This window comes from Kolteria novifilia (assembly GCA_007748055.1).
Lineage (GTDB): Bacteria > Planctomycetota > Planctomycetia > Kolteriales > Kolteriaceae > Kolteria > Kolteria novifilia.
Window position 1 is genome coordinate 5,356,418 of the sequence record CP036279.1, and the last position, 20,027, is coordinate 5,376,444.

Annotated in this window: 13 protein-coding genes; 6 read left to right on the plus strand and 7 right to left on the minus strand. The window is 61.9% G+C overall.

Features of this window, described 5'->3' with window-relative positions:
• Positions 1–164: 164 nt before the first annotated feature.
• The 5 genes from Pan216_RS19665 to Pan216_RS19690 all read right to left on the minus strand — a co-directional run bounded on the left by Pan216_RS19665 (position 165) and on the right by Pan216_RS19690 (position 8,504).
• Complete coding sequence (locus tag Pan216_RS19665; protein WP_145260586.1) at positions 165–1,601, minus strand: DUF4214 domain-containing protein; 1,437 nt, start codon at positions 1,599–1,601, stop codon at positions 165–167.
• 79 nt (positions 1,602–1,680) lie between these two features.
• The gene (locus tag Pan216_RS28505; RefSeq protein ID WP_419192757.1) at positions 1,681–3,375 is read right to left on the minus strand and encodes a choice-of-anchor M domain-containing protein; all 1,695 of its coding nucleotides are present in this window, start codon (positions 3,373–3,375) and stop codon (positions 1,681–1,683) included.
• 36 nt (positions 3,376–3,411) lie between these two features.
• Positions 3,412–4,161, minus strand: a complete 750-nt coding sequence (locus Pan216_RS19680; protein ID WP_145264182.1) for a type II secretion system protein — start codon at positions 4,159–4,161, stop codon at positions 3,412–3,414.
• A 485-nt stretch (positions 4,162–4,646) separates the two neighbouring features.
• Positions 4,647–6,509, minus strand: coding sequence for a hypothetical protein (locus Pan216_RS19685; RefSeq protein ID WP_419192758.1), 1,863 nt, complete (start codon positions 6,507–6,509; stop codon positions 4,647–4,649).
• A gap of 687 nt (positions 6,510–7,196) precedes the next feature.
• Positions 7,197–8,504 (minus strand): hypothetical protein, encoded by a 1,308-nt coding sequence (locus Pan216_RS19690; protein ID WP_145260598.1) that lies wholly within the window; start codon positions 8,502–8,504, stop codon positions 7,197–7,199.
• 175 nt (positions 8,505–8,679) lie between these two features.
• On the opposite strand from Pan216_RS19690, the gene Pan216_RS19695 reads away from it, so the two are divergent.
• Together Pan216_RS19695 and Pan216_RS19700 are read left to right on the plus strand one after the other, a co-directional pair.
• Positions 8,680–9,651 carry a LolA family protein gene (locus Pan216_RS19695; RefSeq protein ID WP_145260601.1) on the plus strand — a complete coding sequence of 324 codons (972 nt, stop codon included), beginning with the start codon at positions 8,680–8,682 and terminating at the stop codon, positions 9,649–9,651.
• Positions 9,652–9,781: 130 nt separating this feature from the next.
• A complete protein-coding gene (locus tag Pan216_RS19700; protein ID WP_145260605.1) occupies positions 9,782–12,097 on the plus strand; it encodes a YfhO family protein in 2,316 nt (771 codons plus the stop codon).
• A gap of 107 nt (positions 12,098–12,204) precedes the next feature.
• Here the strand turns inward: Pan216_RS19700 and mog are convergent, their stop codons facing one another.
• Positions 12,205–12,747, minus strand: a complete 543-nt coding sequence (mog, locus tag Pan216_RS19705) for a molybdopterin adenylyltransferase (protein WP_145260608.1) — start codon at positions 12,745–12,747, stop codon at positions 12,205–12,207.
• A 194-nt stretch (positions 12,748–12,941) separates the two neighbouring features.
• Between mog and Pan216_RS19710 the strand changes: the two genes are divergently transcribed.
• Both Pan216_RS19710 and Pan216_RS19715 read left to right on the plus strand, forming a co-directional pair.
• A complete protein-coding gene (locus tag Pan216_RS19710) occupies positions 12,942–15,359 on the plus strand; it encodes a hypothetical protein (protein WP_419192759.1) in 2,418 nt (805 codons plus the stop codon).
• Positions 15,360–15,498: 139 nt separating this feature from the next.
• Positions 15,499–16,785, plus strand: a complete 1,287-nt coding sequence (locus tag Pan216_RS19715) for a PQQ-binding-like beta-propeller repeat protein (RefSeq protein ID WP_145260610.1) — start codon at positions 15,499–15,501, stop codon at positions 16,783–16,785.
• Positions 16,786–16,819: 34 nt separating this feature from the next.
• Here the strand turns inward: Pan216_RS19715 and Pan216_RS19720 are convergent, their stop codons facing one another.
• Positions 16,820–17,779 carry a carbohydrate kinase family protein gene (locus Pan216_RS19720; RefSeq protein WP_145260613.1) on the minus strand — a complete coding sequence of 320 codons (960 nt, stop codon included), beginning with the start codon at positions 17,777–17,779 and terminating at the stop codon, positions 16,820–16,822.
• Positions 17,780–18,032: 253 nt separating this feature from the next.
• Here Pan216_RS19720 and Pan216_RS19725 point away from each other — a divergent pair, with 253 nt between their 5' ends.
• Together Pan216_RS19725 and Pan216_RS19730 are read left to right on the plus strand one after the other, a co-directional pair.
• Positions 18,033–19,391 carry a hypothetical protein gene (locus tag Pan216_RS19725; protein WP_145260615.1) on the plus strand — a complete coding sequence of 453 codons (1,359 nt, stop codon included), beginning with the start codon at positions 18,033–18,035 and terminating at the stop codon, positions 19,389–19,391.
• 220 nt (positions 19,392–19,611) lie between these two features.
• A complete protein-coding gene (locus Pan216_RS19730) occupies positions 19,612–19,965 on the plus strand; it encodes a hypothetical protein (protein WP_145260618.1) in 354 nt (117 codons plus the stop codon).
• Positions 19,966–20,027: the final 62 nt, after the last annotated feature.

The following is a 20,027-nucleotide window of genomic DNA, read 5'->3' on the forward strand; positions in this document are numbered from 1 at the left end:
GGTCAAGGATCACCCAATTGCCAGACAATAGCCTGACCGACGGTCGTTCGACAACACGTCGTCACTAGGTAGGACAGCCACCCTAGCGCGATCGAACGGCCAACCGAGAAGGCCTCTCCCGGTTGGCGACGCGAATTGAAGAACTGGCGAGTCGCACGCCGACGTTAGGAACGAGCGAAGAACTCGTCCGACGTCAGAACGAGCAGCGCGAGATCGCGGAGGCCGACTTGGCGAGCCGTGAGGCCGGGAACCCACGCGGCGAAGTCGCTCTCACCCGGCTCGCGGCCGAGCAGCGACTCGTAAACCCCATCGACCTCATCCTCCATCGCCTCGGCGCTGAAGAGGACCCCTTGAACGATATCGGCACGGGAAACGAGTCCCGCATCGATCTGGGTCGCCAAGTTGGCGATCTCGGCGGGGCCGCCGTCGCGACCGAGAACGTGGGTGAAGAGCGAGCCAACAAACAGCTCACTCGTCGGGTGCAGTTGCTGATACTCGGGGGAGTTGAGAATTCCCGCGATGAAGTCCTCGAAGGGAACACCACCCCGCAGTGCCGCGACCGCGGAAGCGATGTCACTCTCGGAAGCTTCGCGTCCCAGGTGGGTCTCGAAGGCCTCGTCGACGCGAACACCGAGGAACTCCGAGGAATTGAGGAGTCCGCTGGCCACGAGCGCGGGATCGAGGCCGGCATTGAGCTGAGCCACGAGGTTCTGCTGCACTTGAGCTTCCGGGAGTCGGCCAAGCGTCTCCAAGTACATCGACCGGACGAGCGTGTCGAAGTTCGAGGGCCGGGCGTTCTGCTCAACACCAAAGTGGACGGAGAAGACGTCTCCGACCAACGGGCTGCCATCGGCGAGCTCGGTGAAGGACTGCAAGTCGAGACGGTAGATGCCGGGGGCGGTAAAGGTCCAATTGACGTGGTTGTGGGAGCCGGCTTCCGCGAAGTAGCGGTCCTCGGACGCGTCGAGCCCGTCGACGGTGCTCATCCAGAGACTCGGCTCTTCACCGAAGGCGCCGAAGTTGAAGAGCGAGAACTCGCCGGGTCCATCGTAGCCCACCAATTGCAGGCCAATCCAATGCCCCTCCTCAAGCGTCTCACTCGGTTGCCATTCGGCGATGAGTGAAGGGTCGGTATCTTCCGGGACGATGCCGAGGAAGACTTGATTGGGCTGAGGCTCATCCCCGAGTAGGTAGTAGGTTCCGCCCTCGCCCACGCCAACGTGCTGCTGGAAGACCTCCGGGAGATCCATTACCGTCCGCGTATTGGCTCCAGCGAGAACAAACGCTTCGTCCGGGCCAAAGACGACGGCTTCTTCGTGGTCGTGTTCATCTTCCTCGTGGTCGTGTTCATCTTCCTCGTGGTCGTGTTCGTCTTCCACAGAGGCATCAAACTCAGCGCGAAGGCCATTGCTGAAGGTGGGAACACCGTTCTCGACGACGACGTCGGTCAGGAGGTCGACGTGCTCCGCGCGAAGCGGAATCGCGTCGGCCGCCAAGACGGCCGGAACGGCTCGCTCCTCAAGCGTCTCAAGGCCAAGGATCGAAACCGCGTTGGAGGGTTGACGGAAAGGGAAAGGACGTACGTTCTCGCGACCAAGCATGCAGATAGCTCCTTCAGGGGTGAGTGATGGTACGCGCGTCTCGTCGCCCCAACGACGAGTCGGCTGTCAAGATTCGATGTCAGGGAGATTCGTCGGCGTCTTCGGCATCCTCATCGGATGCTGCGGCCGCTAGGATGGCGTCGAGCTGGGCGCTATCATCCCAGGTCCAGACCAACGCCTGATCGCCGTTGGCGATACTTCGGGAGAAGGCGATGTCGGCGCCGAGGGTGAAGAGATCGTCGCTGTCGTAGTCGAGGTAGAAGGTGATGTCGCGACGCACGCCGAGTTCGTCGTAGCCGTCGTTGTTCCAATCACCAGGCAAGGCGACATCGTCCGTCAGTCCGAAGTAGCGCTGCTCATAACTCGTGGGAACGAAGGATTGGACCGACGTGTCGGCGATCACCCATTCGGCGCCGCGGCGAATCGCGAGCTGCTCGAAGGTGACCCCTTCGAGAAAATGACCGATCGTCGCTTCGTCGAAGGGATTGCCAAAAGTCACGCTGACGTCGGCGTCGGTGTAGCGCAGATTGCCGTCGAGATCGAGGCTGAAGCTCGCGCTGGCGGGCCGATGGACGCCGATCTCCTTGAAGCCGTCGCCATCCCAATCGCCGACGATGGGACGATCGCCGCCACCGGGGTTGCCGAAGGCATAGCTTCGGAACAGCTCTGGATTGAAATCGCTCAGTTCGCTGACGTTGACGATCCATTCGGCGGTGCTGGGCCGAAAGACCGCGAGATTGGGCGTGCCGTTCTGGTCGGCATCGAAGACGAAACCGACGTCGCCTGACGCGCCGAACTCAAAGACCTTGCGAATGGAACGATCCTGGTCCCGCAAGTCGTTGGTTCGCAGGTGGAAGTAGCCATCGACATAGAGTCCGACGCCATCCCCCTCGATGACCAGGTCCGGATCGGTGACACCCGGCGTCGACGTGGGAGGTGGACTCGGCGTGGGCGTCGGGGTCGGACTCGGAGTTGGTGTCGGCGTGGGCGACGGTGTCGGTGTTGGCGTGGGATCGGGCGTTGGGTCCGTATCGGGAGTCGGCGTGGGACCGGGATCCGGATCGGGGTCGGAAGCCTCGTCGACGTCGATGGCGAAAATCAGCGTGACCGGCTCGACGGTCTGAGTTAGTTGTCCGTCCGGACCTCCCACGAAGTCGGTCCTTAGATGAAGGTCGATCTCGTAGATCCCCGCTTCGGTAAAGGCCCAGTTGGTGTGCTGATGGCCGCCGACGGGGAACGGGAAGACGTCGTTGTTCGGGTCGATCCCGTCGGCAGTGGTCAAGAAGACGACAGGTGTACCGCCATCGCGCCACAGGGAAAACTCGCCCGGTCCTCTCACCTCGCTGAGGATCGCCTCGATCCAGCGGCCCTCGACTTCACCATTGGGAGTCCATTCGTCGAATCCTCCAGGGGACGAGTCCTCCGCGCTCCACCCAAGCCAGACGGTCTCCGTCGTGAACTGTTGCGGCAGCAAATAGATGTCGCTACCGGCGGTGGCCCCAAGAAAGTCGAACCCGGACGGTACCGTCCTGAGGGCGCGGTCGTCGGTGGAGACGTAAGTGGTCTCCAAGGGCAAGACGCCCGACGAGCCCGAGACGTGGTAGCCGGTGGAGAACGAGCCCCCACCGCCATTGAGTCCGAGATCGACGTGGCCGAGGGGGATCTCGGTCATGTCGAGCAGATCCGCGGGAGTGATCGCGGGAACGACGCGCGACTCCAAGTCCTCGAACCCGAAGCCACGTCGTTTTCCCGTCGTCTCTCGATAGCGTGTCATTGTCGTTCTCCTCCGGAAACGGGAACGCCTTCGTTCTTAGTGCGGCTTGGCGAAGTTTTCGTCGCGGTCCACGAAGCCACGGACGTCGGAGGCCTCGATCGAGCCAACATGGCCGTCGGCGTACAGGTAGTTGGCGGTTCCGTAGAGGTGGGAGTCGCTCTTGCCCCACTCGAAGCGATCAGGGGCGATGTCTTCATTGACCAGAAGCCAGCGGGCATCGGGCGTGGCGGCGCCGTCGAACCAGAGACGCGAATGCGTGTGATCGTTCCACACACTCACCCCTTGCTTGTCGGAGATCGTGAAAACGGTGATCGTGCGGGAAGTCGTTTGAATGTCGTCGAAACGGAGTGCCTGGTCCTCGCCCGCAACACAGATGTACGAGTTGAGGACGTAGCTTGCTCCGCCGTACTCGAGCCGGTCGCGGCCCTTCGGGTCCGCGGGACAGATCATGATCTTTCGGACGTTGGCAATGTAGGGTTCAAGCCGCAGCAGCCACAACTCGTTCGTTCGGGAGGCGGTATGACCCGAGGCGGGGAAGTAGCTGTCGTGGTCGTCGACGAACATCTGCAAGCCAATGCCGATCTGCCGCAAGTTGTTGGCGCAGATCATGCGATCGGAGGCTCGCCGCGCGGAGAAGACCGCGGGCAAGAGCAGCGCCATCAGGATCCCCATGATCGCGATGACAACCAGGACTTCGACGAGGGTGAAGCCCCGACGATCGCCGCCCGGCAGGCGGGTGCAGCGGCGTCCCCCTGACTGTCGACGATCAAATCGACACCTCTCCATGGCGCAATGTCCGGAGCGGGCGCAGAAGTGGTTGATAAGTGCCACCACGATCCATCACTAAGTATGACGACGTAAAAACAACTTTATACTTTGTTATATCGATTCGCCTGATCGCCAAGCCCTCAGCGCCAAGTTCTCAAATTGCGCAATCGGAAATGTGACCCGTTCGTGGCCACCGTCTGGCTGCCATCTGTCAGGGACGGGTGAGAAATGGTGAATTAAGACGCTCTCGGTGCAGGCAACGACACGCTGCGTCCGAGTTGTTGGCAGAACGAGAGGAGAGTTGCCGCGATCATACGGCGGCAGCGCGACAACGCTCCGAAGCGACGGTGTTGAGAAGTGGCACGTTGACGTGTTGGTGGAACCTGCCCCCGTCGCACTGGCTGGCAAGAGGCCAGTGGCACCCGACAGGGTGGAAGAGTGAAGCACGGCGTGGAAGGGGTGAAGCGACTCGACGGAGCGAGCGATCAGCGACGTGGTTGCCGCTACCGCACCTTGGCCTCGAAGCTCACCTCGCCGGTGGCGCCGGGTTCGAGCGAGCCCTTGATCTCCCAGCGCAAGAGGAGCGAGCCGACGTCGTTGTCCTCGGTGGTGAAGTTGGCGTCGCGTTCGGACTTGTTGCTGTCGGGAACGAACTCCAGACGGCCGGTGAGGCTGTCGACGATCACGATATTGTCGATCGGATCATGCCCCTTGTTCGTGTAGCGGATCTTGAAGGTCAGGGTGTCCCCCACCTTGGCGTACTTCGCCGAGACCATCTTCTGGAGGCACAACGGCGAGGGCTGCGGGTTGGGCTCGTCGACGACGTACTCCTCAAGATGCGACGTCGACACGATCTGGTTCGGCCCCTGGAGTATGCCGATCGCCTGGGGGAACTGAACCCCCTTCTCCACCAGCGGACCAACCGTCTCCTTGAGAACATTAGGCTGGACCAAGCCGATCAGTTCGCGAACGCTGAGGAGTCCGCGCTCCTGTTCCCAAACCATCAAGTGCTCGTACTGTTCGAGCATGATCACGTCGATGAAGGCATCGGGAGCCTGCTCGGACGCCAACTCGCTCGGGCGGACCCGCATCTTGAGGAACCAAGGCGGCGTCACCCCACGCTCGGCGTTATCGGTCCAGTACTGAACCATCGCGTCGATCGGTTGGACCCGTTCGACGGGAGCGGTGGTGACCGGAACGTCATACTGCTCGAGTCCCCGAAGCGTGCGGACCTCGACGAACCGCGGCGCGAAGACACAGACTCGATTGGAGCAGACCTTCTGGCAACCAATTGCGTCCTCGTAGTGAGCGAGCGTGTCGGTCGCATCGACCTTGAAGAACTCACACCCCTTCTTGAGCGCCGCTCGCGTGCCGACGTCGCCACCGTCACACAGGAACGAATCGACGTCGGGCAAGAGCTGATAGCGAACACCGGGAATCACGGGCCCTCCGGGAGGACAGACTCCCGGAGCACACCCGCCCGGCGGGCAGTTTCCCGCCCCGCACGCGGGACAGTCGAGCCCCGCTCCTTGGGCGACGGTTTGGTAGTTGACTTGCTGGACCGAAGCCGGCGTCGTCCCTTCGGGCAATGGAGCCCCAAGAGCGAGTTCCCGCTCGGTCGGAACGCGGTTGCCTAGTCGCACGACCATGATGATCTTTCCGAGCGACTTGGCCAGTTCGATCGCTTGATCGCCCGCCATCGTGTTGTAGCGGAGCGGCCGATTGGCTTCGGTCGCCTCCGGCGCCGCGGTCTCGACGCTTTCGAGCACGACGTACTTGGTGACGAGTTGTCCAAGCATCAAACCACGAATATCGTCGTCGTCGATAAGGATCGGGATGCTGATCTTGTCGGCGGGAACGCCGACGGGCCGCCAGGTCTCGCGGACCAGTTTGATGGTACCGTAGAAGGTGCGGTTCTCCGCGAGGTCGAGCTTCGCGATCGCGAAGCGGGTCAACGGCTGAAACGGCAAATGAACCTGCGCCGGCGAGGCGAATGAGTAGCGTTGGCCGCCACCAAAGAAGAGGACTTGCGAACCCTTGGGCCCGATGACCTCGATGCCGAGTGGTCCCTCGCCGGGGACGGGCTTGGGAAGCCCTTGACGTGCCCAATCAGGAACCGCGGGTGGCGGCGCGTAGGCCCTCGGGCCCGCCATCGGCGGAAGTCCACCGCGACAAGAGGGACAATCGCCGGGAGCCGATCCGCGGACGATCGGCTGGTTCGACGGCAACCTGATCTGAGGCCCAGCGGCTTGGAGCGACGAGGCGGTCAACGAGGTCACCATCGTCAGCGCGAGGCGAAGCCCCCACGACGAGACCGATGTTCCGCCCTTGATCGACCTTCTCTTGATGCGACGAGAACTTGCCATGGCCATCGACTCCTCATCTCATACGACGCCGAACAGAGCCTTCGTGGTGGGTCAAGACCCGCCCTACTTGCTCTTGTTCCCCTCTCCCCGTGGGAGAGGGGCTAGGGGTGAGGGGGTTCTCTTCCAACAAACCGCTCGATCACCGAACACGTTTCGTCCCCTCACCCGGCTCGCTTCGCTCGCCGACCTCTCCCACAGGGAGAGGTCAGGAAGAGCCTTCGTGGTGGGTCAAGACCCGCCCGACTTGCTCTTGTTCCCCTCTCCCCGTGGGAGAGGGGCTAGGGGTGAGGGGGTTCTCTTCCAATAAACCGCTCGATCACCGAACACGTTTCGTCCCCTCACACGGCTCGCTTCGCTCGCCGACCTCTCCCACAGGGAGAGGTCAGGAAGAGCCTTCGTGGTGGGTCAAGACCCGCCCGACTTGCTCTTGTTCCCCTCTCCCCGTGGGAGAGGGGCTAGGGGTGAGGGGGTTCTCTTCCAACAAACCGCTCGATCACCGAACACGTTTCGTCCCCTCACACGGCTCGCTTCGCTCGCCGACCTCTCCCACAGGGAGAGGTCAGGAAGAGCCTTCGTGGTGGGTCAAGACCCGCCCCAACTACTGAGCGGAAAGACAAAGGGCGTCCCGACCGGCTCTCCGTGCTGGAGTCGGCGGACGCCCTCATGCCGATCGACTTGTCCTTCCCCTTACTTGACGAGCTTGGGGCTACCCGAGGCGATCTTCGCCCGGCCCTTGGTCGTCGGGGCGGGAGCGGCCGGCGAACCGGTCACGTTCCCATCGGTCGGGAAGTTCGGTCCGGCCGAATCCTTCACTCCCTGCCGCTTGGCGACGGCGAGGCTGACGTTCTTCGAGGCGCCCTTTTGAGTTCCGGGAGCACAATCGGTGCAATCCCCTTGGATCTCCTGCATGCCGTTGAAGGAACCGTCACCGGGCATCACGCCGGTCGCCATCGGCCCAGCTCGGAAGAGGCTCGGGCTGTGCTGCATTTCGAGGTCAACACCACCGAGTCGGATGACCGCGAGGATCGCTCCCCGTTTGTGGGCTTCCTGAATCGGATCGACCCCCGGATCGAGCCGCGTCGAGACAAGGGTTTCGACCCCGGCCATCGCCAGTTCCTGGAACTTGGGATCGGGGAGGTAGATGACCTTCGTCACGAAGTTGCCGGCCTGGACCTGATCGAGGTCGTCATCGCTAAACTCGATCGGAATCGCGTTGTGCGCCAGAAACGCATTGATCTTCATGTTTCCAGGGTAGATCTCGAGCGTCGGGTAGAGCTTGAGATTCGTACGTCCCGGAATGTTCGTCAGCTTTAGACGATAGATCTGCGCCTGCATGAAGTTGTAGCGAGCCGGAGCGATGAGCTGAGGCGGCGTGAATTGGCCGGGAGCTTCCTGCCAGCCGATCATCATCCCCTTGGGGTTGACGAAACGAACTTGGCTGCGGCCGATCACAAAACGGGGTCCGAGATTGCCCGGAGCTCCCATTCCGGGGCCACCCATTCCAGGACCGCCGGGAGGACATCCGGGGCCCATGCCAGGAGGCATTCCACCGCCCATGCCGGGCATGCCGCCCATCATTCCCGGAGGCATTCCGCCCCCCATCATACCGGGGGCCCCCATCATGCCGGCGCCGGGGCCCATCGGGCCTGCGCCCGGTCCGCCCGCGAACTGCATCGGCATGCCGCCGGGAAGTTGCCCGCCCTGGCTCGGCAGAGCCTTGGCGACCTTCTGGTGGCCGAAGGAGTTGTTCCTTCGGAATCCCGCCCCCGCGTTGTATCCGGCCTGCTGGACGGCCGGGTCGTCCATCGGCTCACTCTTGGCTTGTTGGCCAACAGGAACCGCGACGCCATGTCTGCTCGAGCTGGAGGCTTTCTTCTCCGCCGAGTAGGCGCCGTATCCGTAGTCACTGTACTTCTGAGCCGAGCCTGTTCCGAACGGAGACTGGCAGCCGATCAGGCACAGCGTCGATCCAAGAGCGCAAATGATTCGTTTCACTTTTTTCCCCTCGGCTCCGAACAAGTCCGTCCAGGTCCGCGGTGTTTGCACGGATAACCACGGTTCGTCGCCCCGCGTCCGATGCGGGTTTTCTCACCTTTTTCGGATGCGCCGTCTTAGCTATAGTCGGTTTGGAAGGTGTTCGCCCTTCTGGCAAAATGAGGAAAAGCTGTAGATGCGATACTTTCGGACCCTCGGTCTCTGGGCCCTCTTAATTGGGCAAACCACCCATCTTCTCGCCCAGGAGCCCGCAACTCCCCAAGCGGCGCCGCCACAAGAACCGAAGGCGGGGCGCTTCGATCGTCTCGTCCAAGAGGCGGCGGAGAAAATCGATGCGATTGACTACGTATCGGCAACGATGAAGCAGATTGTTCACGTCGGTGATCAAGCCATCATCGCCGAAGGAACCTACAAGATCGGGCCCGACGGACGCGCCCTCACCGAAATGCGCGTCCCGATCGACGATCAGGTCGGAACACGCCTGACGATCAGCAACGGCAAGATCGGCTATCGCTACAGCAAGATCTTCGAGAACGAGACCCTCGAGGAGTTCCAGATGGGGAAAATCCTCCCCCTGCTCGAACAAAAACAGATTCCCCCGATGATCCGTCGCCAGTTCGATTTGCGCATTCCCTCGGTCCATCCGGGAGACATGCTGCGGGGCTATCTCGACACGATCAAGTTCGATGAACTCAAGGAAGAGTCGTTCGGCGGCGATCCGCCACGCGACGTGAAGGTCGTCGAAGGCCAATGGCGGCGCGAGGCCATCTCCGCGGTCACCCAAAATCCCAACGCCAAGGCGATCGAGGACATCAAGGGAACCATCCCCCAGCACGTCCGGCTCTTCCTGGACGCCAAGACGAGCTGGCCGCTACGGGTCGAACTCTTCCGGCGTGACGATCGGGGGGAATTCAAACCCCTCTACGAACTCGAGTACCAGCACGTGGTCATCGGAGAGGAGATTCCCGATGAGGAATTTCAGTTCACGCCGCCAGAAAAGCTCGTCGCCCAGGACATGACGCCCATCATCGTCAGCCAACTCGAGGCGCTGCCGAACAAGAATCAAGCGCAGGCCATTCCCACACCGGGCCCCTCGCCAAGCTCCGTCTCCGCGCCCATCGAGGCTCCGGCTCCGAAGTCCCCATGAGTGGAGACGGTTGCCGGGGATCACGTCGAGATCCACGCGAAAGGTACGTATGAACGCCCGTTCCGAGGCAGCGCCGTCAGCCCGCGCGGCTGGTCGGCCCTCAACCGGATCTGACGCCCGAACGTCGTGGATGATCGAAGCGTGCCTCTACCTCGCGGTGGTGGTCGTCGTCGGCATCGTCTTCTGGCCGATCGTGACGCAGCCATCCGAGGCCCTCTATAGCCCCTATTCGGACATCCTTTCGCAGCACTTACCTTTTCGGCACCTGCTGAGCGCGTCGGTGCGCGAACATCAACGGCTGCCCTTGTGGAACCCGACCTCCTTTGGCGGAATGCCCCTCGTCGGCGATCCCCAAGCGGGGCTCTTCTATCCGCCCAACTGGCTGCACGCACTCCTACCGCCGGAGCACGGGGCCTCCCTCTTCGGCCCGATCATGATGCTTCATCTTGTGATCGGCGGCTGGGGGATGCTCTTCTGGCTGAAAGGTCACCAGATCCCACGCTTCGCGCGGCTCGCCGGAGCGCTCGCGTTCGTCTTTTGCGGCAAGTGGTTCTACCACGTCGTCGTCCCCGGCCACGTCATCTTCCTTCCCTTCGTCTGGGTACCGTGGCAATGTGGCCTGATCGACCACGTCTGCTGCCGGCCATCTGGTTGGCCGACCCGGCGCTGGTCGGCACTGCTCGCGATCGCGACGGGAATGGTTCTACTCGGGGCTCACCCGCAGATCCTCTTCTATTCGCAGTTGATCGTCGCTACCTATTCTCTCTTGGCGTTGTCTCGTTTGTGGGGATCGTGGGAAGAGCTTCGGCGTTCGTTCGGCCATTTGGTTCTCGCCGCGGCGCTGGGATTGCTGCTCGGCGCGGTACAAATCATTCCCGCCTTGGATCTCGTCGTCAGCAACGCCGCGGTCCGTAGCGGAGGACTTCCCTACGACTACGCCGCCCGACGCTCGGCCCACTTCGAGGACGCGCAGAACCTGGTCCTTCCCAGCAAGACACGCAAGACCTGGGAAGAGTCCGTCTACCTCGGTGTCGTCGCGCTCTCCTTGGCCCCCTTCGGCATCCTTTGGCCACGGCGCCGACGGAACTCGATCTTCTTTCTCTGCTGGCTACTCTTCGGGTTCTGGTACGCCCTAGGTTCCAACGGCGGCTTGCACCACTTCCTCTACGCGTACGCTCCCGGCTTCAAGCTCTTTCGCATCCCGACGCGGATGGTCCTCGTCCTTGGCATTCCGCTGGGCTACCTCGCCGCGACCGGATTCGCCGCCCTCACCGCGGACTCGTCCTACCGATGGACGAAACGCATCCTCGCATGGCTCCTATTGGGCTTGGGGGTCTGGGTATACAATCTCGCGCCGACCAAGGAATCAACGATCGCGCTAGCCCTGCTCGCTCTGCCTACTTGCATCACGCTTCCGTGGCCGAGCCGGGCGCGACTAGTCATTGAATGCATCCTGCTCGCGGCGATGGTTTCGGATGTTACCCGGTACACGCTTCCGATGGTCGACTCCCGTCCGCTCGAGGAGATCCTCGGCGAGAACCCGGTCGTGAATCGGCTCGAAGTTCCTCTGGGCGAGCAGCGTGTCCTTCCGATGAACTCGGAGCAAAAGGGCCGCTTCACCTCGCTGCCGATCACCTACTCGAGTCCCGCCGGCATCGAAAGTATCGTCGGATTCAATCCCCTTATTCCGCGTGGCACCTTCGATTTCGTCAATCGGGGACTCTACCGCAACGACGAACGCTGGAGCTACGGTACGGGGCTCGGCATGGTCGAGCTGAACGATCGTCGCTTCCTCGATCTCTTCAACGTTCGCTACATCGTGAGTAACCAACCCTTGGACATTCCGGGGCTGACCCTGCGCGACGAGTGGGACGATCTGGAGATCTATCACTTCTCCTTCCGAACGAAGGGGAAGTCGCTCATGCCCAAGACCTACCTCTACGAGAACACCGAGGCGTTGCCGCGAGCCTATTTGGTCCGTGAGGCCATGGTTGCCGAAGACCCGATCGAGGCCCTGCGGACGATCGACCCGCGCCAGACGGTCGTGGTGGATGAAGGGACCGAGACCGACTCGTTCGCGGGCGACTTCCAAGAGGTCCCACTCGAACACCATCGCGACGAGATCCTGCTCGACGTCGACGCGGGCACGGGGGGCTATCTCGTGATCAACGAGATCTGGTATCCGGGCTGGCAGGCCTACGACAGCGGCGAGGTGATCCCGATCGAACGGGGCAACGGCATCTTCCAGATGTTGCGGCTCGGCCCCGGCGAGCACAAGATCCGGCTCCGCTACCGCCCGACCTCCTACCTTCTCGGCCGTTGGCTCACCCTGGTCGCCCTGCTGGTGACGCTCTCGCTACTCCTCTGGCCAGTGCGTGGAGACGTCACCATCGAGGAGCCCTCCCAATCAGGACGCTGGAACCGGCTGAAAGACAAACAACCGTAGCCGATAGGTCAGGCCATTGCCTGACGCAGCGAGCCCTGGCGTTTCTCCCTTGATTCACATTGGTGGGCAACAACCCCGCCGTGCTTGGCGTCCTGAGGCTCTCCGCCCTACTTCTTCTTCGGTCGGAAGGCGACGAGTCGCTCCTCGTTCGTGGTGAGGTAGGGACCACCAATCAGCTCGACGCAGTAGGGAATCGCGGGAAAGACCGCGTCGAGGCACTCCCGGATCGCTTTCGGCTGTCCCGGCAAGTTGACGATCAGCGAACGACCGCGAATGCCGGCGGTCTGCCGGGAGAGGATCGCCGTCGGCACCTTCTCGAGCGAGACCTTTCGCATCAACTCGCCGAAGCCCGGCATCATCTTCTCGGACACGGCTTCCGTCGCCTCCGGCGTGACATCGCGCTGCGCCGGCCCGGTGCCGCCGGTGGTCACGATCAAGCAACATCCCTTGTCGTCCGCGAACTCGCGCAGCGTCTCTTCGATGAGACCCCGCTCGTCGGCGATGACCACCGCCTCCGGCTCCCAGGGCGAGGAGAGTACCTCGCCCATGTATTCCTTGATTGCGGGACCGCCCCGGTCCTCGTACTCGCCGCGACTTGCTCGGTCGGAGATGGTGACGATGCCGATCCTCGCCGTTGTGCGATCGTTCAACGAAGGCGCCTTTCCATGGATGCTCGGTTGTTGATGGAGTTGTTGTATGGGGCGCGGTGGCCCCCAACCTCCCCGAGGAACGCGATCCGGAGACACGAGGCACGCCGAAAGGATGTGTCCAAACCCCTCGCGCTCGGCTCTTTAGAAGGACATCCCGCGATCCAGGCTTGGGGCCACGCGCGGAATCAACCCGTTTGTCGACTCTTCAGCAGGTGATCGAGCTACCGATGCGCATCCTTTCGTTCCTGTGCCTTTTTGGGCTTCTGACCGGATCATCCGCCGCGACCGGGGAGGAACCCCTCCAGGTGAGCGGCATCTATCCGCACCTGACGGTCTACAACGGGCCGGACGCCAAGGGGCGCTGCAAGGGAAGCGGTGGAGAGTGCGGCATCGGCGCCGTCGTTCCCTGGGCAGGCAAACTGTGGCTCATCACCTACTCGCCTCATTGCCCAAACGGCAGCGCCGACAAGCTCTTCACGATCGACGAGGATCTCGCACTCGAGACTCGTCCCGAAAGCGTCGGCGGAACGCCCGCCGGGCGAATGATCCATCGTGAGACCGAGCAATTGCTCATCGGGCCGTACCTTGTCGACAAGAAGGGAGACGTCCGCGTCATCGACCCGTCAGTCATGCCCGGCCGCATCACCGCGATGGCGCGGCATCTGAGCGATCCCGCCAACAAGGTCTACTACTACGACATGGAGGGGATGCTCTACGAGGCGGACGTCAACTCGCTCGACGTGAAGAAACTCTTCGACAAACCCGTCCCCGGTTGGCACGGCAAGGGGGCCTACACCGCCCAGGGCCGATTCGTCGTCGCCAACAACGGCGAGATGCACGCCGGCGGCCATTCCTACAAGACCCTCCTCGTCGGCGGCTCCCCCAAGTCCCCCGAAGAGATGGGCGTCCTGGCCGAGTGGGACGGCAAGAACTGGAAGATCGTCGAACGCAAGCAGTTCACCGACGTGACCGGTCCCGGCGGCATTGAGGGCAACCCCGACGACGAAAGCCCGCTCTGGTCGATCGGCTGGGACAAACGCTCGGTCATCCTCAAACTACTCGACAAGGGCAAGTGGCTCACCTACCGCCTTCCCAAAGGGACCTACACCTACGACCATCGCGGTGGCTGGTACACCGAGTGGCCGCGAATTCGCGAAGTCCTGCCCGGCAAGATGCTGATGGACATGCACGGCGTCTACTACGACTTCCCCAAGACCTTCTCCGCGACGAACTCCGCCGGGATTCGTCCGCTGTCGAGCCACCTTCGTTACGTCCCGGACTTCTGCGGCTGGAACGGCCAAGTCGTCCTCGCCGCCGACGACACGTCCATGCTGCAAAACCCGATGGCCGGCAAGTCGCAATCGAACCTCTGGTTTGGCACGTGGGAAGACCTGAGCAACTTCGGTCCCCGTATCGGCCAGGGTGGCCCCTGGATCAACGATGTGGTCAAGGCCGGTGAGGCGTCCGATCCCTTCCTCATCGGTGGCTATACTCGCCGTGCGGCGCATCTCAAGCACGACGCCGAGTCGCCGGTTCGCTTTCGCTTCGCGGTCGACCGCAAGGGCAACGGAACCTGGGACGAGTTCGAGAGCGTCGAGGTTCCCGCTGGCGGGTATCGGTTCCACACCTTCCCGGAAGATCTCGATGCCGAATGGATCCGCGTGAGTGCCGACAAGAACGCCAACGCGACGGTCTTCTTTCAGTTGAGCGAGCCGGGCAAGAAGACTGATCCCTCACTCTTCGCCTCGCTCGCCGATGTCGACGAGAGTGCTCCGTTCAACGCGGGCATCATTCGGCCCGGCGGTACCACAAAGAACTTGCAGTACGTCCAGTTCGGAGCCGACGGCAAGAACACCTACGACGCGGTCGATGAAGCCCTGACATTCCTTCGACCAAGTGATGATCGTTCGAAGCAAGTCGAGAGAATCGCCGCCCTCGAGAAGGACTTCAAGGTCGATGAAGCCTCGGTGATCGTCGAGTGGAAAGGAAAACGTTATCGCCTGCCCAAGGGCAACGCGGCCTACGACAAGTCCTTCCCCGCCGGCTGGCCAAGGGGCCAGCGGGAGTGTGTCTCCGAACGGTACCTGGCGAACTGGCACGGGACCTTCTACGAGATCCCGCGTGAGGGAGGGATTCCGAAGATCAAACCGGTGGCGAGCCACAACAAGAAGATCCAGGATTACTGCACGTGGCGCGGCCTGCTCGTGATGAGTGGCACGAAGACCGACGCGATGCCCGATGGGAACTATTTCGGCTCCACCGACGCCGGCCTTTGGTTCGGGCACATCGACGATCTGTGGAAACTCGGAAAACCGGTCGGTCACGGCGGCCCGTGGAAGGCGACCAAGGTCGACGCGGGGGATGCCTCCGATACCTACCTGATGAATGGGTACGATCGCAAGCGACTGGAACTCTCGCACGATCAAGACAAGCCCGTCACTTTCACCGCCGAGGTCAACGTCGCCCACGACGGTTGGACGACGTACGAGACGTTCACGGTTCAGCCCGGGCAAAGGCTCGAACATGCGTTTCCCGAGGCTTTCGGAGCGTACTGGATTCGCTTCACCACCGACAAGCCCTGCGAGGCGACGGTGATGTTGACCTACGAGTAGGTCGCCCACGGAGGATTTGATCGTATCTCAGATAGACGTCCTCGTGGGCAAGGCGTGCTCTTCGCTCTCGACCCTGACGCCCGCGAACCGCTAGAATGCTCTGACCTACCGACACGAAGCCTTCAGCGGACCAGGTGCCATGACACGACGTCTCTTCCTCGCGGTGGCGATCACCCCACTCCTTCTCGGACCAAACCTGTCGACCCAGGCGGCGGAGAAGAAGGAGTGGCCAAACCTCTACGGACCGACGCACGAGTCGATCTCGCCCGAAACCGATCTCCCCCTTCGGTGGTCGGTGTCTGGACCGCCAGTCGTCTGGAAGAGCGAACTCGGATCGGGCTACAGTTCGCCCGTGATCGGCGAAGGCAAGCTCATCATCTACCACCGTGTCGGCGACGAAGACATTGTCGAGTGTCGCGACCCGAAGACCGGCAAGGAACGCTGGAAGTTCTCCCACCCGACCAAGTACGTCGACCAGTACGGCTACAACAATGGCCCGCGTTCGACCCCCATCATCAGCGACGGCCGAGTCGTCACCCTCAATCCGGAAGGCAAACTCCACTGCCTTGATCTCGAGACGGGAAGGAAGATCTGGTTCCGCGACATCAACGATGACTTCGACGTGCCGCAACTCTTCTTCGGCGTCGGCGCCTCGCCGCTGCTCGAGGGGGACAAGCTCATCATCAACGCCGGCGGCAAGGAGACCGGAGCGGGCGTGGTGGCCCTCGACGCGAAGACCGGAAAGACGCTGTGGACCGCGACCGATCAAGGCGCCAGCTACGCCACGCCGATCGCCGCGACGATTCACGGTCAACGCTACGTCTTCGCCTTCACCGAGGCGGGACTGGTGGCTCTCGACCCGGCCGACGGCAAGGTCTTCTGGAGCATTCCCTTTCGGGCGAAGGTCTACGAATCGGTCAACGCCTCCACACCGGTGGTGGTCGATGACTACGTCTTCATCTCGGCGAGCTACAACACCGGAGCGCTTTGCGTGCGCGTCAAGGAGGATCGCACCTTCGAGGAAGTGTGGCGCGATCGGCGAGCGATGGAGAGTCATTTCTCCAACATCCAGGCGGTCGACGGCAAGCTCTATGGCTTCTCCGGCCGCCACGAGGGAAGCTGCGACTTCCGCTGCGTCGACCTCAAGACGGGTGACGTTCATTGGAAGTGGCCGACGGTGCTGGGCCGCGGATCGTCGGTCCGGCTGGGCGATCGGTTTTTGCTCTGGGGGGAGCGGGGGAATCTCGTCACCGTCCCGATCACGCCGACCGGTCCCGTCGAACCGGTCGCGGCCTCGCGCGGGTTGATGCAGTATCCCTGTTGGACGCCGCCCACGATTGTCGACGGCAAGCTCTACCTGCGAAACGAGAAGGAGGTCATCTGCTTCGATCTCGCCGCGAAACCGACCCTCGACGAGAAGAAGTAGCTCTCTCAACCGCCGACAACCAAGTCGGCGCCGATCAGAACTGTTCGATCTTGAGGGGGTTGGCTTCGAGAAACTTGATTGCTTCCTCGCGAGTGAAGACGCCGTCGGTCGCTCCGGCGGCGCGAACGGCGCTGCCCCCTAGGGCGGTGCCATAGCGGAGACATTCCTCCGGCCCACCCCCTTGAAGCAATCCGTAGATGAAGCCGGCGTCGAAGGCATCGCCGCTGCCGACGCCATCGACCACATCGAACGAGAAGCAGTCGCTACGCCAACGGCCGTTGTCGGTCAGGAGGATCGAACCCTCGGAGCCCTGGGTGATGACGACGCAGCCGGCGCCCGCTTCGCGAAAGGCATGGGCTTGCTCGAGCGGGTCCTCGATCCCGGTGATGAACTTCCCCTCATCGTGATTGGGAAGAAAGACATCGGTCGACGGAAGCAGTTCCTTGAGAGCACCGAAGTAGTCTCCCGGCCCTGGGGTAACGACATCTAGTACCGTCACGGCGCCGGCGTTGCGGGCGGTCTCGAAGACCTTGGCTAGCTCGCCCGCCAGGAGGGAGCTGCTCAGGAAAAACCCGCCAACGTAGAGGATCTTCGAACGACAGATTTTCTCGATCGGCATGCGCGCGGCCGTGAAGCAGTCGCTTGCCCCACGGTGATGGATAAACGATCGATCCCGCCCCTTGACGCTGATGACGAGCGACTGACTTGTCAGGACATTCTCGACACAGATTAAATCGTCGACCCCGACGCCGGCCTCGCGAAGAAACTCGCTGGCGAAGCGCCCTGGCGCATCGTCGCCGATGCAGCCGGAGACGTCGGTCGCCACGCCCATCCTCGCAAGGCCGACCGAGACATTGCTCGCACAACCGCCCAACGTTAGATAGCAGCCATCGGTGAGCAGCAGAACTCCAGGATCGGGAAGCTGATCAATGGGGGCCGTGACGTGATCGACAACGACGATGCCCGCACAAACGACATCGACGGCTTGGCTCATGGGACTACCTCTCTCCAAGGTTCACAAAGTCGGGTGAGTGGTTACCTATTCGTTAAGGTCGGCGACGGCATTGAGGAAATATCGAAAATCTTCACTTCGTCGGTAGAAGTCACGATTGTAGAATGAGGCCGGCTCGATTAGGCTAGCTCATGCGCCATCGGCACGTCCTCGCGGGAGCGGTCGCGTGCGACCGTCACGAGCGAGTCATCGTGTCAACCAACGAAGACCAGCAGAGTCTACACGATCCAGATTCATGAAGTGGAAACTTTTTGCTGTCTGGTGCACCACCTCACTCCTCACGGGGTTGGTGGTCGCCGGCGAAGCCGTCAAGGCGGACAGCGAATCAACTCCTGAACCTTCCACGACGGTGTCGGAGATGCCCGCCGACGGGCTTCCCTTGACGACGCCGAACGTCGATCGTCTCATCAAATGGCTGGGCGACCCCGACTTTTCCGTTCGCAACCAAGCTCAACGACGACTGATCGAATTGGGCGCCAGCGTCCAAGCGAAGCTCCAAGCGATCAGCGGAAGTTCGGACACCGAACAGCGTCTGCGGGCCCATGAGATCTTGCGTGAGATTCGTTGGCGCGAGATTTGGAAACCCCGCACCGTCAGTCTCACGCTCGAGGACACGCCGCTGCGGGAGGTCTTCGAACGAATCGTTCAGCAGACCGGATGCCCGATCAACTTCGAGAGTTCCTCCTCCTCGGCCCTCGACCGTCCCATCAGCGTCGACGTCGTCGATGTCCCCTATTGGAAAGCGATCGACCAGTTGAGCCGCCAAGCGGAGATCACCCCGCGCGTCTTCGATGGGATCGAACGTCAAGGGCTGGTGCTCTCTCCCGGCTACCCGGGCGACTTCCCGACCTCCTACCAAGGACCGCTCCGTCTGCAGATGCGGATGCTCGAACGCGACGTCGACCAGACCGTCAATCTGGGCGACCAGAACATGGAGCGGCATGAGCGTTTCAACTTCTCGCTGTTGCTGACGTGGGAACAGCGTTTTCAGCTCTGCCGGTACCAGCCGAACGCGGAGATACTCGAAGCGACATCCGACACTGGCGAGGACCTCCGTCCCATTCGCAGTGGCCCCAAGGGCTGGCTGCATTTGACACGGCGGCAACAATCGCTGGAATACGTGGTACCGCTCAATCCTCCGAAGCAGCCCTGCACCTCGATCCGATCGCTCAAACTCGGGTTGGACTTGGTAGGCTGTGACGAATTTGTCACCTTGAACATCGACGAGTTGCCCTTCGTCTCCGCGAGCAAGAGTGTTTCGGAGAAGGGCTACCAGCTAGAATTCCTGGGCATGGAGGAGACCTCCAAGCATTGGGAGTTGGGGATTCGATTGACGCGTCCAATACCCTACGATCGCCCGAACTCGACGATGATCGCCGATGAGTTCCTACAAGTGATCGGACCGGATGGCACGGTGATCCCTCACTCCGAACGACAAGTTCAGGGAGACGACCTCCAAGCGAGGTATTGGATCCTCGTTCGCAAGAGCCTCGGCCGTCCGACGGGAATCCGCTACCAGATCGCCACGCTACGAAGTCCCCGCAGGATCGAGTTCGTTTTTGACGATGTGAACGTCCCACCAATCGGGCCATAGAGCCCGCATTCCGACGGGCGCTGACGCCCGTACTAAGTGCGCAACCCACATGAAACAAACTCTTGGCGAAACCGGAGTTCAGTCGCTTGACAGCCCATAGGGCGTCGATTAAGCAAGTACGTGCGGTAGGGATCGGCAACGTGGTATCCCATGCCAAGTTGCTGCCGATTTGTCGATTGGGAAAGTGAACGCAAGGTTCACACATTCGTGGGAGGAAAGAATGCGTAGACTGCCCAAGGCAGGTTTCACGCTGGCGGTGAGTGCCGTCGCGGTGGCTGCGATGTTCGTGGCGGTGCCCGAACAGGTTCAAGCTCGCCCCAACTACTTGAAGCAGTTCAAGGCGATGTATGGCGAGAAGTATACGGACAAGTTGACCTGTGCCGTTTGCCATCCCGGTAAGAATAAGAAGGAAAAGAACGCCTACGGCATGGCCGTCGGCAAGGCTCTCGGAGCCAAGAAGGTCAAGGACGTCGGCGAAATCGACGGCGCCATGAAGAAGGCCGGCGGCGAGGAGGCTCCCAGCGGGGGCACCTACGGCGAGCGGATCGAAAAGGGAGAGATGCCCGCGGGCTAAGGGCAAGACTCCAAATTGTGACTCAGTACGGCCGGCCTCCCCGTGAGACCGGCCGTTTTTTT

Bases quoted from the DNA above. Each gene is read 5' to 3' on its own strand.
- Pan216_RS19715 (WP_145260610.1), top strand. From the start codon at position 15,499: ATGACACGACGTCTCTTCCTCGCGGTGGCGATCACCCCACTCCTTCTC.
- Pan216_RS19730 (WP_145260618.1), top strand. From the start codon at position 19,612: ATGCGTAGACTGCCCAAGGCAGGTTTCACGCTGGCGGTGAGTGCCGTC.
- Pan216_RS19665 (WP_145260586.1), bottom strand. From the start codon at position 1,601: ATGCTTGGTCGCGAGAACGTACGTCCTTTCCCTTTCCGTCAACCCTCC.
- Pan216_RS19695 (WP_145260601.1), top strand. From the start codon at position 8,680: ATGCGATACTTTCGGACCCTCGGTCTCTGGGCCCTCTTAATTGGGCAA.
- Pan216_RS19685 (WP_419192758.1), bottom strand. From the start codon at position 6,509: ATGGCAAGTTCTCGTCGCATCAAGAGAAGGTCGATCAAGGGCGGAACA.
- Pan216_RS19720 (WP_145260613.1), bottom strand. From the start codon at position 17,779: ATGAGCCAAGCCGTCGATGTCGTTTGTGCGGGCATCGTCGTTGTCGAT.
- Pan216_RS19725 (WP_145260615.1), top strand. From the start codon at position 18,033: ATGAAGTGGAAACTTTTTGCTGTCTGGTGCACCACCTCACTCCTCACG.
- Pan216_RS19700 (WP_145260605.1), top strand. From the start codon at position 9,782: ATGATCGAAGCGTGCCTCTACCTCGCGGTGGTGGTCGTCGTCGGCATC.
- Pan216_RS19680 (WP_145264182.1), bottom strand. From the start codon at position 4,161: ATGGAGAGGTGTCGATTTGATCGTCGACAGTCAGGGGGACGCCGCTGC.
- Pan216_RS28505 (WP_419192757.1), bottom strand. From the start codon at position 3,375: ATGACACGCTATCGAGAGACGACGGGAAAACGACGTGGCTTCGGGTTC.